Source organism: Streptomyces phaeoluteigriseus (assembly GCF_001896135.2).
GTDB classification, from domain to species: Bacteria; Actinomycetota; Actinomycetes; order Streptomycetales; family Streptomycetaceae; genus Streptomyces; species Streptomyces phaeoluteigriseus.
Genome location: NZ_MPOH02000015.1, coordinates 531337 through 543761 on the forward strand (window position 1 = coordinate 531337; position 12425 = coordinate 543761).

Annotated in this window: 11 protein-coding genes; 3 read left to right on the forward strand and 8 right to left on the reverse strand. The window is 69.5% G+C overall.

Annotated elements, in window-relative coordinates; all coding sequences use genetic code 11:
- Positions 1 to 201: 201 nt before the first annotated feature.
- Positions 202 to 1968, reverse strand: coding sequence for a proteasome ATPase (gene arc / locus BM536_RS20310; RefSeq protein ID WP_073495360.1), 1767 nt, complete (start codon positions 1966 to 1968; stop codon positions 202 to 204).
- Positions 1969 to 2213: 245 nt separating this feature from the next.
- Between arc and BM536_RS20315 the strand changes: the two genes are divergently transcribed.
- The gene (locus BM536_RS20315; RefSeq protein WP_073495352.1) at positions 2214 to 2531 is read left to right on the forward strand and encodes a ferredoxin; all 318 of its coding nucleotides are present in this window, start codon (positions 2214 to 2216) and stop codon (positions 2529 to 2531) included.
- Between the two features lie 58 nt (positions 2532 to 2589).
- Here BM536_RS20315 and BM536_RS20320 read toward each other — a convergent pair whose 3' ends face one another.
- The 3 genes from BM536_RS20320 to BM536_RS44000 all read right to left on the reverse strand — a co-directional run bounded on the left by BM536_RS20320 (position 2590) and on the right by BM536_RS44000 (position 5477).
- A complete protein-coding gene (locus BM536_RS20320; RefSeq protein ID WP_094103295.1) occupies positions 2590 to 3168 on the reverse strand; it encodes a hypothetical protein in 579 nt (192 codons plus the stop codon).
- Positions 3169 to 3396: 228 nt separating this feature from the next.
- Positions 3397 to 4296, reverse strand: a complete 900-nt coding sequence (locus BM536_RS20325) for a tRNA (adenine-N1)-methyltransferase (protein ID WP_073495357.1) — start codon at positions 4294 to 4296, stop codon at positions 3397 to 3399.
- A 50-nt stretch (positions 4297 to 4346) separates the two neighbouring features.
- Complete coding sequence (locus BM536_RS44000) at positions 4347 to 5477, reverse strand: site-2 protease family protein (RefSeq protein WP_425444655.1); 1131 nt, start codon at positions 5475 to 5477, stop codon at positions 4347 to 4349.
- A gap of 616 nt (positions 5478 to 6093) precedes the next feature.
- On the opposite strand from BM536_RS44000, the gene BM536_RS20335 reads away from it, so the two are divergent.
- Together BM536_RS20335 and BM536_RS20340 are read left to right on the forward strand one after the other, a co-directional pair.
- A complete protein-coding gene (locus BM536_RS20335; protein WP_107439612.1) occupies positions 6094 to 7047 on the forward strand; it encodes a RecB family exonuclease in 954 nt (317 codons plus the stop codon).
- A 75-nt stretch (positions 7048 to 7122) separates the two neighbouring features.
- Positions 7123 to 7794, forward strand: a complete 672-nt coding sequence (locus tag BM536_RS20340) for a response regulator (protein WP_030606450.1) — start codon at positions 7123 to 7125, stop codon at positions 7792 to 7794.
- Positions 7795 to 7872: 78 nt separating this feature from the next.
- Here BM536_RS20340 and BM536_RS20345 read toward each other — a convergent pair whose 3' ends face one another.
- The 4 genes from BM536_RS20345 to BM536_RS20360 form a co-directional block, all read right to left on the reverse strand.
- Positions 7873 to 9453, reverse strand: a complete 1581-nt coding sequence (locus tag BM536_RS20345; protein ID WP_073491982.1) for an ABC transporter substrate-binding protein — start codon at positions 9451 to 9453, stop codon at positions 7873 to 7875.
- Positions 9454 to 9523: 70 nt separating this feature from the next.
- Positions 9524 to 11131, reverse strand: coding sequence for an ABC transporter substrate-binding protein (locus BM536_RS20350; RefSeq protein ID WP_073491981.1), 1608 nt, complete (start codon positions 11129 to 11131; stop codon positions 9524 to 9526).
- A gap of 304 nt (positions 11132 to 11435) precedes the next feature.
- Complete coding sequence (locus BM536_RS40825) at positions 11436 to 11612, reverse strand: hypothetical protein (protein ID WP_158086539.1); 177 nt, start codon at positions 11610 to 11612, stop codon at positions 11436 to 11438.
- The gene (locus tag BM536_RS20360) at positions 11609 to 12307 is read right to left on the reverse strand and encodes an HAD family hydrolase (RefSeq protein ID WP_073491985.1); all 699 of its coding nucleotides are present in this window, start codon (positions 12305 to 12307) and stop codon (positions 11609 to 11611) included. Before BM536_RS20360 ends, BM536_RS40825 begins: the two co-directional genes overlap by 4 nt.
- Positions 12308 to 12425 lie beyond the last annotated feature (118 nt).

A 12425-nucleotide genomic window follows, 5' to 3' on the forward strand; every position in this document is an offset into this window, starting at 1 on the left:
CGGTCGTGGGCGCCGCTCAAGTACCGCGGGTGCTCCGGTGCGTGTGCGGTGCCCGTCCCCGCACTGCGCCCGGCGGTACGCAAGAGCCTAGAACGCCTCTGCGCTGGTGGGGAGATCATTTGCGTCATTGCCTGCTCCAGCCGTGGCCCGAAAAGCAGTCGCTGCGGGTACCCGGAAAGGGCACCCGCAGCCGCCCTGGTTTTACAGGTACTGTCCGGTGTTCGCCACCGTGTCGATGGAGCGTCCGGTGTCGGAACCCTGCTTTCCGGTGATCAGGGTGCGGATGTACACGATCCGCTCGCCCTTCTTTCCGGAGATCCGGGCCCAGTCGTCCGGGTTGGTGGTGTTCGGCAGGTCCTCGTTCTCCTTGAACTCGTCCACGCAGGCCTGGAGGAGGTGGGAGACGCGAAGGCCCTTCTGGTTCTTCTCCAGGAAGTCCTTGATCGCCATTTTCTTGGCGCGGCCCACGATGTTCTCGATCATGGCGCCGGAGTTGAAGTCCTTGAAGTAGAGGACTTCCTTGTCGCCATTGGCGTAGGTGACCTCCAGGAAGCGGTTCTCCTCGGATTCGGCGTACATGTGTTCCACTGCCGTCTGGATCATGCTCTGGACGGTGGTGGTCCGGTCGCCGCCGTGCTCGCCGACGTCGTCGGAGTGCAGCGGCAGACGCTCGGTGAGGTACTTGCCGAAGATGTCCTTGGCCGCTTCGGCGTCCGGACGCTCGATCTTGATCTTCACGTCGAGCCGGCCGGGTCGCAGGATGGCCGGGTCGATCATGTCCTCACGGTTGGAGGCACCGATCACGACCACGTTCTGGAGGCCCTCCACGCCGTCGATCTCGGCGAGCAGCTGCGGGACGATGGTGTTCTCCACGTCCGAGCTGACGCCGGAGCCACGGGTGCGGAACAGCGACTCCATCTCGTCGAAGAAGACGATGACGGGGGTGCCCTCGCTGGCCTTCTCACGAGCACGCTGGAAGACCAGGCGGATCTGCCGCTCGGTCTCGCCGACGTACTTGTTCAGCAGCTCGGGACCCTTGATGTTGAGGAAGAAGCTCTTGCCGGTGGCCTGTCCGGTCACCTCGGCGACCTTCTTGGCCAGCGAGTTGGCGACGGCCTTGGCGATCAGTGTCTTGCCGCATCCGGGGGGCCCGTACAGCAGCACGCCCTTGGGCGGCCGCAGCTCGTGCTCCTTGAACAGGTCGGGGTAGAGGTACGGCAGCTCGACCGCGTCGCGGATGGCCTCGATCTGGCCGCCGAGACCGCCGATCTGCTCGTAGCCGATGTCCGGGACCTCTTCGAGGACGAGTTCCTCGACCTCGCTCTTGGGGACCACCTCGTAGACGTAGCCCGAGCGGGGTTCGAGCAGCAGGGCGTCGCCGGGTCGGATGACGACGTCCAGGAGCGGCTCGGCGAGCCGCACCACCCGCTCCTCGTCGGTGTGTCCCACCACCAGGGCGCGCTCGCCGTCCTCGAGGATCTCCTTGAGGGTGACGATGTCGCCGACGCTCTCGTACTCCATGGCCTCGACCACGTTGAGTGCTTCGTTGAGCATCAGTTCCTGGCCGCGCCGCAGCTCTTCGAGCTCGACGCCGGGGCTGACGTTCACCCGGAGTTTGCGGCCTCCGGTGAAGATGTCGGCGGTGCCGTCCTCGTTCGCCTGAAGGAAGACACCGAAGCCGGCCGGCGGCTGTGCGAGCCGGTCGACTTCCTCTTTGAGGGCCACGATCTGGTCGCGGGCCTCACGGAGCGTGTTTGCCAGTCGCTCGTTCTGGGCGGACACGCCGGCCAGATTGGTCTGCAGCTCGACGATCCGCTCTTCGAGAATCCTCGTGTGTCGCGGAGAGTCGGCGAGCTTGCGTCGCAGGACGGCGATCTCCTGCTCAAGGTAGGCAATCTGCCCGGCGGGGTCGTCGGACCCTCGTCCCGGGCGGATGCCGCGGTTCATGTCGTCGTCGTGGGCTGCCACGGTCCTCACCTCCTCCAAGGGGAGCTGGACGCTTCCAGACCCTACCTGGGTGGGTGTCGATTGAAACCCCTAGATCACAAAGACTCTCGGGGTGTGTCCGATCTTCACCCTTGCGCTCTCCCTCACGCCAGGGGAATACCCACCGAACATGATTGGAAAGCTGCCGGAGGTAGGGTCGAAGTGTTCAACACCCGTCAGAGCCTGCATCGTTCCCGTACGGCTCGGCAAAACATTCGGCAGGAGATATGGGCGTACAGCAGGAAGCCGGGGTCGGCGGCGAGGCGCTGGAGGTCTGGATCGACCAGGATCTCTGTACCGGCGACGGCATCTGCGCGCAGTACGCGCCGGAGGTGTTCGAGCTGGACATCGACGGTCTGGCGTACGTCAAGACCCCGGATGACGAGCTTCTCCAGGGCAAGGGGGCCACGACGCCGGTCCCGCTGCCGCTGCTGACCGACGTGGTGGACTCGGCGCGGGAGTGCCCGGGCGACTGCATCCATGTGCGAAGGGTTTCGGACAGGGTCGAGATCTACGGGCCGGACGCCGAGCCGGACGCCGTGTGACCCGTTGCGCACGCGCTGTGACGACTGTCTGATTTCTCACAACGGCCGGTGACCCGCTTCAGACGCTGTGGGCACAGGCGGGCGTCGAGCGGATGAACGCGTCGTCCTTCCAGCGCCACTTGGCGCTCTCCTTCACGTCCGGGCAGCAACTGGGCACATCGGCCGAGGAGTAGCCCAGGTAGTCGGCGAGGACGGCGCCGTCGTCGACCGACAGGGCGGTGACGGTGCGGCGCTCCTTGGGGTCGACCAGGGTGGCCACGACCCGCGGAGTCCTCGCGTCGGCGGCCTGGGTGAGGACGTAGACCCCGTCGGGCGGGGTGCCCATGGGGGCGTCGCAGTGGACCACGACGACTGTTTCCGGCCTGCCGTCGCCGTCCAGGTCCCCGGAGGCCGTCCGCATCACGAGCGCCTCCACCGGGCCGCACTCGATCGGGAAGTCGACGCCGGTGGTGGCGGGGGCGGCGACGGTCACGGGTGCGGGCGGCGCACCCGGGCCGCTCGCCTGGGCGGCGGTCGCCGGACCGGGCTGGAGCACCGAGGACAGGGCCACGACACCGGCCACGGCGGTGGCCGTCGCGACCCAGTGGATCGGCCGGGTGTGAGTGTGTGCCAGTTCCGGGACGGCGGATTGCTGCACGAGGAGCGTCTCCTGTGAGGGCTGTGCCGGTGGGGTTGGCCTGCATCGTGCCACACGTCACAGTACGGGGGAACAGGGGGTCCGGGATCCCGGACGGCGGCGCGGATGCCGGGCCCAACATGACGACGCCGTGCCCGAGTTCCCGGGGTGTCACGGGAACTCGGGCACGGCGTCGGTTCGTTCGTGCGGCACGGAGCCGCCCGAGGCAGGGCCCGTGGACGACGGGCTCTAGCGGTTGCCTCCGTCGGCGTTGGGACCGGTGTAGTCCTCGCCGTAGGCGCCCTTAGCGGGGCGGCGGCGGCGCATGGGCGGCTCGACACCGTCCGCGAGGCGGCGGGCGGTGAGGAGGAAGCCGGTGTGGCCGATCATCCGGTGGTCCGGGCGGACGGCGAGTCCCTCGACGTGCCAGTTGCGGATCATCGACTCCCAGGAGGTCGGCTCGTTGAAGGAGCCGATCTCGCGGATGGACTCGACGGTCCGCGCGAGCTGGGTGGTGGTCGCCACGTAGCAGCACAGGATGCCGCCGGGGACGAGCGCCTTGGAGACGGCCTCCAGGCACTCCCAGGGGGCGAGCATGTCGAGGATGACGCGGTCGACGTCGGTGTCGCTCAGGTTGTCCTGGAGGTCCCCGACGGTGAGCTCCCAGGCGGGGTGCGGGCCGCCGAAGTAGCGCTCCACGTTCTGCTGGGCGATCTCCGCGAAGTCCTCGCGTCGCTCGTAGCTGTGCAGCATGCCCTGGTCGCCGATCGCGCGCAGCAGGAAGCTGCTGAGCGAGCCGGAGCCCACGCCCGCCTCCACGACGCGCGCGCCGGGGAAGATGTCGGCGAAGGCCAGGATCTGCCCCGCGTCCTTGGGGTAGACCACGGCGGCGCCGCGGGGCATGGACAGGACGTAGTCGGGGAGCAGGGGGCGCAGCGCGAGGTAGGCGACGTTCCCGGTGGTGCGGACAACGCTGCCCTCGGGAGCACCGATCAGTTCGTCGTGCGGGAAGGAACCCTTGTGGGTGTGGAAGTTCTTCCCGGCCTCGAGCGTGAACGTGTAGTGGCGGCCCTTGGGGTCGGTCAGCTGAACCTGGTCCCCGACCTTGAAGGGCCCGCGCCTGCGGGCGGCACCGGTCGGTTCGGACATGTGACCAGCCTACCGGGGTTTGTGAGGGGCGCCGACCAACGGGGCGATGCCTACGAGGGCCTGGCCATGGCCTTCACGAAGGCGCGCTCGACATCGGCCGCGGAGAGGACGCCGTAGATCTCGCCGGTCTCCTCGACCACGAGGTACTCGGTGGCGGGGGTGGCGCGCAGGGCGTCCAGGAGGTCCTCGCCGGCCAGTTCGGCGGAGACGCGCATGCCCTCGGTGAGGTCCTGGGCGAGGCCGCTGACGGCGACCCAGGGGCGGCGGTGCTCGGGTACACCGACGATGGCGGCCTCGCGGACCAGGGAGAGGGGTTCGCCGTGGGCGTCGACGACGACCAGCGCGCGGGCGCCGGCGTCGTTGGCGCGGCGCAGTGCCTCGGAGAGCGGGGTGTTCGTCTCGACCGGGACCGCCCGGCGGGTGAGGTTGCGGGCACGCAGTTCGGGAAGGTGCTCGCGCAGCCGGGCCATGCGCAGGCTGTTTCCGGCGCCGGTCCAGATGATCGCGGCGAGGATGGCGGCGAGCAGGGCGTCCAGGACGGTGTCCATGCCGACGCTGTCCTCGGCCTCGGAGCCGAGCGCCCCGGACTGGGTGAGCAGGGGCAGGCCGATCAGGACGGAGACGGCGAGTGCGCGCCCGACCCAGGCGGCGGCGATGGTGCCGGTCATGGGCCTGCCGGTGATCTTCCAGACGACGGCGCGGAGCATACGGCCGCCGTCGAGCGGCAGTCCCGGCAGGAGGTTGAAGACCGCCACGATGAGGTTGGACACCATCAGCCCCGCCAGCAGGACACCGGGGACGGTGCCGGGCTCGACGGTCTGCATGGCGAGGTAGAAGAGGCCTGCCAGCACCAGGGAGAGGAGCGGGCCGACGAAGGCCAGCACGAACTCGCGGCCGGGGGTCTCGGCCTCCTTCTCGATCTCGGAGACGCCGCCGAAGAACTGGAGCTGGATGCGGCGGACCGGGAGCTTGAAGCGGAGGGCGGCGATGGTGTGCGCCAGCTCGTGGACGAGCACGGACGCGTAGAAGGCGACCGCGAAGAAGAGGGCGACCAGGTAGCGGGCCGCGCCCAGCTCGGGGAGTACGCGGTCGAGCTGTCCGCCGAACACCCAGGTGATCAGGGCGGCGACGAGGAACCAGCTGGGGGCCACGTAGACGGGCACGCCGAAGGGACGTCCCATCAGCAGGCCGCCGCGGGACTCCGGAGGGCGCGGGGGGCGGCGGCCCTTGGCGGGAGGTGGGAGCTTCGCCGAGGGCGGGGGGTGCCGCGGTCGGGGGGTGCTGTGGGCGAGGGGGGCGGTCCGGGTGGAGGTCGGCGGGGTCCGGGGTCCGGTCTGCCGGGTCCGGGGCGCCGGCCGTTTCCGGCTCCTGCCTCTCCGGTTCCTGCCTCTCCGGCTCCTGCCTCCGCGTTTCCTGCCTCCGCGTTTCCTCCCGGTCCGTTTCTCTCGCCGTCTCGTTCGGCGTCTCCTCCGGGGGAGCGTCCTGCTTCCGCGTGAAGGTGTCGGGGGCCTCGGGCCGGGATCTGCCCGGGTGCGGCCGGCGGGGGCGCGGGTGTCGTGCGGCGCTCGGCCGACTCGTCGCTGTCCGGCCGCGGCCGCCCGCTCCCGCCGCTTTCCACCACGGTGTCCCCTCGCTGGTCGCAACTCCCGCTCCTGCCGGGCGGAAGGGTCTGGGACCGATGGTATGCGTCCGCCGGGACGCGTTCTGCCCCGGCACCCCCTGGGATTTCACGGCCGTCGCCCCGTGGCGCGGGCGGAGTGGGCTCACTGTCGGTGGCGGGCCGTAAGGTCTGTGGGCATGGACAGCAGCAGCGAGGGTGTCGCCCGGTCCGGCGACGAGGACGGCGTGGGGAGCCCGCCGCAGGTGGCGGTCGTGGAGCCGGTCGCGGCGGTGGAGGCCGTCGTGGAGAAGGCCGTCACCGCGATAGCGCCCGCCTCGCTCTCGCCCTCGCGCGCCGGCGATTTCATGCAGTGCCCGCTGCTGTACCGGTTCCGGGTGATCGACCGGCTGCCGGAGAAGCCGAGCGCGGCGGCCACCCGGGGCACGCTGGTGCACGCGGTGCTGGAGCGCCTCTTCGACGCGCCGGCCGCCGAGCGGACCGCGCCGCGGGCCAGGTCCCTGGTGCCCGGCCAGTGGGACCGGCTGCGCGAGTCCCGGCCGGAGGTCGTGGAGCTGTTCGCCGACGATCCCGAGGGCGAGCGGCTGTCCGGCTGGCTGGCAGAGGCCGAGCAGCTGGTCGAGCGGTGGTTCACGCTGGAGGACCCGACTCGGCTGGAGCCCGCCGAGCGGGAGCTGTTCGTGGAGACCGAGCTGGAGTCGGGGCTGAGGCTGCGCGGGATCATCGACCGGGTCGACGTGGCCCCCACCGGTGAGGTGCGGATCGTCGACTACAAGACGGGCAAGGCGCCCCGGCCGGAGTACGCGGAGAGCGCCCTGTTCCAGATGAAGTTCTACGCACTGGTCGTCTGGCGGCTGAAGAAGGTGATCCCCCGGCGGCTCCAGCTGGTCTACCTGGGCAGCGGTGACGTGTTGACGTACGACCCGGTGCTCGCCGATCTGGAGCGGGTCGAGCGCAAGCTGCTCGCGCTGTGGGAGGCGATCCGGCTGGCCACGGAGACGGGAGAGTGGCGGCCCCGTCCGACGAAGCTGTGCGGCTGGTGCGACCACCAGGCGCACTGCCCGGAGTTCGGCGGCACTCCCCCGCCGTATCCGCTGCCGGTGCGACCGGCCGGGGGCACGGTCCGCGGGTAGGGCGTCGGTGAGGGCGGCCGAGTCCGGCGGGGTGGCGCAGGGCAGAATGGGGCCGGACTACCGAAGGAGACTTACGTGGCCATCCGCGTCCTACTGGTCGACGACCAGCCGCTGCTGCGTACCGGCTTCCGGATGATTCTGGAGGCGGAGCAGGACCTCGCGGTGGTCGGTGAGGCCGGCGACGGCCTCCAGGCCCTCGACCAGGTGCGGGCCCTGCAGCCCGATGTTGTTCTGATGGACATCCGTATGCCCCGCATGGACGGGGTGGAGGCGACCCGGCAGATCACCGGGCCGGGACGGGACGGTCCGGCGAAGGTGCTGGTGCTGACGACCTTCGACCTCGACGAGTACGTGGTGGAGGCGCTGCGCGCCGGGGCGAGCGGGTTCCTGCTCAAGGACGCCCCCGCCAACGAGCTGGTGCAGGCGATCCGGGTGGTGGCCGCCGGCGAGGCGATGCTGGCGCCGAGCATCACCCGGCGGCTGCTCGACAAGTACGCCACGCATCTGCCCTCGGGCGACGAACCCGTGCCGGACACCCTGCACACGCTCACCGACCGTGAGGTCGAGGTGCTGAAGCTGGTGGCACGGGGCCTGTCGAACGCGGAGATCGCCGCCGACCTGTTCGTCAGCGAGACGACCGTGAAGACGCATGTGGGGCATGTGCTGACCAAGCTGGGCCTGCGGGACCGGGTGCAGGCCGCGGTGTACGCCTACGAGAGCGGGCTGGTGCGTCCCGGAGCGCAGTAGCGGCGGGACTCACCGCGTGGACGGCACGGAGGGCGCCCCTTCCTGACAAGGGGCGCCCTCCGCGTTCGTAGGGGCCTCTCAGCCCTTGTCCAGCTCCCAGAAGCGGAAGACGGTGGAGGCGTCGAGGCAGTTCTCCAGGCCGTAGACGTCCTCGTGGACGACGGCGTACTGCTTGGCCTGCCAGATCGGGAGGACGGGCACCTGCTCGGCCACGATGTCCTGGAGCCGGCCGTAGTCGTCGCCGGTGGCGCCGCGGTCGCTCTGGGCGGCGGTGCGCGGGATGAGCGTGCCGGTGATCGTGCTGGAGGCGTAGTTGTTGCCCAGGACGTTGCCCTCGCCGAAGAAGGGCGCGGTGAAGTTGTCGGGGTCCGGGTAGTCGGGCACCCAGCCCTTGACGTAGACGCCGTACTTGCCGTCGGCGATGTCCTTCTCGTACTGCTGGTACGCCACCGACCTGACGTCGGCGTCGAAGAGGCCACTGGCGTTGAGCTGGGCGGCGATCGCCTTCAGCTCCTGGTCGGTGGCGGGGCCGTAGCGCGAGGGGGTGGACCAGAGGGTCAGCTCGACCTTGCCGGTGATGCCGTCCTCCTCGAGGGCGGCTGCGGCCTCGGTCCGGGAGGGGCTGGCGCCGTAGCGGTCGAAGAAGGCGGTGTTGTGGCCTGCGATACCGGCCGGGATGATCGAGTACAGCGGGTCGGCGGTGCCCTGGTAGACGTCCGCGATGAGGGCCTCGCGGTCGATCAGGTGGGCGATGGCGCGGCGGACGCCGAGCTTGCCGGCGACGGGGTCGTCCATGTTGAAGACCAGGTGCTGGACCTCGGCGCTGCTGCCCTCGACGACCTCGACGCCCGAACTGTCGTCACCGGCCTCGACGTCGGCGATGTCGGTGGCGGTGAGGCCCCGGTAGGCGATGTCGACCTGGCCGTCGAGAAGGGCCTTCTTCAGGCCGCTCTGGTCGCCGTGGAAGAACTTGAGTACGACGCCGGTGTTCTTGACCTCGGCGGTGCCCTTGTAGTGCTCGTTGACGGAGAAGACGGCCTCGTCCTCGCCGAAGGAGTCCAGCTTGTAGGGGCCGGAGCCGACGGCCTCGCCGTCCTCGCGCAGGCCGTCGGCGTCGTACTGGCGATGGTCGACGATGGAGCCGGCGCCCGAGGCGATCTTGCTGGGGAAGGTGGCGTCGGGGACCTTCAGCCTGAAGACGACCGTCTTCTCGTCCGGCGTCTCGACCTTGTCGAGCGTGGGGAACATGATCGCGGGGCCGGCGTCGTCGTCGATGTCCAGCATGCGGTCGAAGGAGAACTTGACGTCCTCGGAGGTGAGGGCGTCACCGTTGCTGAACTTCAGGCCGTCCCTGAGCGTGCACTCGTAGACCTTGGTCCGTGTGTCGCTGAAGCCGCAGTCCTTCGCGGCGTCCGGCTCGGGTTCGGTGCCGCCCTTGGGGAAGCTCAGCAGGGACTGGAAGACGTTGTTGAACAACAACCAGGAGCCGGGGTCGTAGCCGGACGCCGGGTCGGTGGCCAGGACGTCGTCGGACATTCCCATGACCACGGCGGAGCCGTCGCCGCCGGAGCCGGCCGTCTGCGAGCCGCAGCCGGTCAACAGGCCGGAGGCCAGCCCCGCCACGAGGGGCAGGACCGGCCACTGGTTGCGCTTGTTCACGTGTGTGTGCCTTGTCGTCGTTCTCGTGCTGCCGGGGCCGTCGTCCACGGCCCCGGGGTCGGACGGTCCGTCAGCCGCTGACGCCGCGGGACAGCTCCCACAGCTGGAGGGTGGCGGAGGAGTTCAGCACGTAGGCGGTGCCCGTGACGTCGTCGCGGGAGGCGACGTACTGCTTGCCCTGCCACAGGGGCAGGATCGGGACGTCCTCGGCGACGATGTCCTGAATCTCCGTCAGCGTCTTGCCGGCGGACAGGCGGTCGGCCTCGCGGCGGGACTCCGGGATGAGCTTGTCGATGATCTCGCTGTTCTGGTACGGCGACTTGAGGAAGTTGTCCTTGTCGAGGAACGGCGCGATGTAGCTGTCACCGTCGGCGAAGTCGGGGAACCAGCCCATGCCCCAGACGTCGTACTCGCCCTTGCGCTCGGCCGGGACGAAGGCGTCCCAGGGGGTGCCCTCGATGGAGACGTCGAACAGGCCGCTGTCGTTGAGCTGCTTCTGGAGCAGCTCGAACTCCTTCTTGGTGGCCGGACCGTAGTGGTCGGTCGTGTAGTGCAGCGTCAGCTTCACCGGGGTGGTGATGTCGGCCTTGGTCAGCAGGGTCTTGGCCTTGCCGACGTTGGCGTCGCCGTACTTGTTGAAGAAGGAGTTGGAGTGGCCGGTGACCGAGGCCGGGACCAGCGAGTACAGCGGTTCGGCCTGGGAGCCGTACACGTCGGTGACCAGCTCGCCGCGGTTGACGACCTGGGCCATCGCCTGACGGACCGCCTTGTCCTTCACGGTCGGGGCCGTGGTGTTGAAGGCGAGGTAGCGGATCTCGAGGCCGGCCAGCTCCACGATGTCGACGCTGTCGTCCTTGGAGGAGTCGGAGAGCTTCTCGATCTGCTCGGGCGACATGGTGCGGGTCATCACGTCGATGTCGCCCTTGTCGAGGGCGGTGCCCATCTCGTCGGCGTCCGCGTAGGAGACCATCTCGACCTTGTCGTTCTGCACCTCGAGGGCCCCGTTGTAGTTGGGGTTCTTGGTGAAGACGGCGCTGGTCATCTCGTCGCCGTCGGTCTTGGCCTCGATGGTGTACGGGCCGGAGCCGTCGACCGCGAAGCCGTCGCGGAGCTTGCCCTTCTCGTAGTCGTCGGGGTTGACGATGCCGGCGACCGGGGTCGACAGCTTGAACGGGAAGGTGGCGTCGGCGGTGTTGAGGTGGAAGATGACTTCGTTGTCACCCTTGGCCTCGACGGTGTCGACCGTCGACAGCAGGGCGAAGACGCCCGAATCGGCCTTGAGGGCGCGGGCCCGGTCGATGGAGAACTTGACGTCCTCGGCGGTGATGGCGTCGCCGTTGGCGAACTTCAGGTCCTTGCGGAGCTTGCAGGCGTAGCGCTCGTTGCCGGTGTCGGTGAAGCCACAGCTCTCGGCCGCCTCGGGGACGGGGTCGCCCTCCCCCTTGGGCTGGATCATCAGGGTCTGCACGGTCTGGCGCAGGATGTTCCAGCTGCCGACGTCGTAGGCGTACGCCGGGTCGAGGGGCGCCGGAGCGTCCTTGGTGGCGGTGAACCGGTCGGTGGTGCCCACGACGATGGCGTCGCCGCCGCCGCTGCCGCTGTCGGACCCTCCACAGGCGGCGAGCACGGGCGCGAGCAGACCTGCCACGGCCGGCAGCACCAAAGTCTTGCGGTTCATGCTCGAGTTTCTCCAGAGCTGTCAGGTCCGTGTACGCGGCATGCAGGGGTGTCGCGGCCGATCACGGGGGTAAGGGCGATGTTCTCGCGACGAGATTAGTCCGCACCCGCACGAGGGTTCGCAGCCACCGGAGTTGAAAGTCCATCACGCAGCGAAACCGGGTGTGGACGCACCGAAAACCCGACAGGGGAATGATTCGTGCAGCGTCCCATGAATCGGGACACAAGGGCACGCCCGCACCCCCCGAACGAGGGGGAACGGCACACCGGGCCGCCCCTGTCGAGACCCTTCGGCGTGGCGAAGGTCACAGATTCGCCACGGGTCGCGCGGAGCGGAATTCAGCCGTCTGCGTCGGGGCGAATTCACCGCGTGCACGGGCGTCGAATTCCCGTGCTATCAGCGCTGCACGCTGGGTGAACGGCGCTCGCATTTCTGTCATCAAAAGATCACGGAGATCACGGTTGATCTCCGGGTCGATCATCCGAGCGGCATCAGACCACGCAGGAATGTCAGGTCGACCTGCTCCAGCGAGGGCACGACGGCCCGCCGGGGCGCCGGGGCGATGGGGGCCACGGAGGGTACGGCGACGACCTGGCAGCCCGCCGCCTCGGCCGCGGCGACCCCGGTCGCGGTGTCCTCCACGACGGCACATCTGGCCGGATCCGCACCCAGGCCGGCGGCGGCGAACAGATAGGGGTCGGGGTGCGGCTTGGTGCGCGACACCTCGTCGCCGGCCACCGTCAGCGCGAAGTGCTGGGGCCCCAGCGAGGTGAGGACGCGGTCGATGATGCGCCGGTGCGAGGCCGAGACGAGGGCCGTCGGGATCCGGTGCGCCGCCAGCTCGGCGAGCAGCCGGGCGGCTCCCGGCATCAGGGGCAGGCCCTGTCCGATGCGCTCCTCGAACCCCTGGTTGAGCAGGACGCTGAGTTCGGCGAGGGTGATGTCGGCGCCCGTCGCCTCGATCAGGAACCCGGCACTGCGGCTCATGGGGCCGCCGACCACGACATGGCGCCAGGAGTCGTCGAGGGTGTGGCCGAGCCCGGCGAAGACCTCGGCCTCGACATCCCACCAGAAGCCCTCGGTGTCCACCAGGGTGCCGTCCATGTCGAGGAGCACCGCCTGCAGGGCCGAGCCTTCGGCCGTCCGGGTTCCCAGCGCGGGGACCGTACTGGTCATCCACATACCTCCTTGAGGGACGAGCAGGCCGGTTCGTGGGGGAACCGGCCTTCAGTGGACCGACCAGTGTACGACTTATCCGATCAGTGTGCCGGGCGGGCCGCAGCCCGCCGTGTGG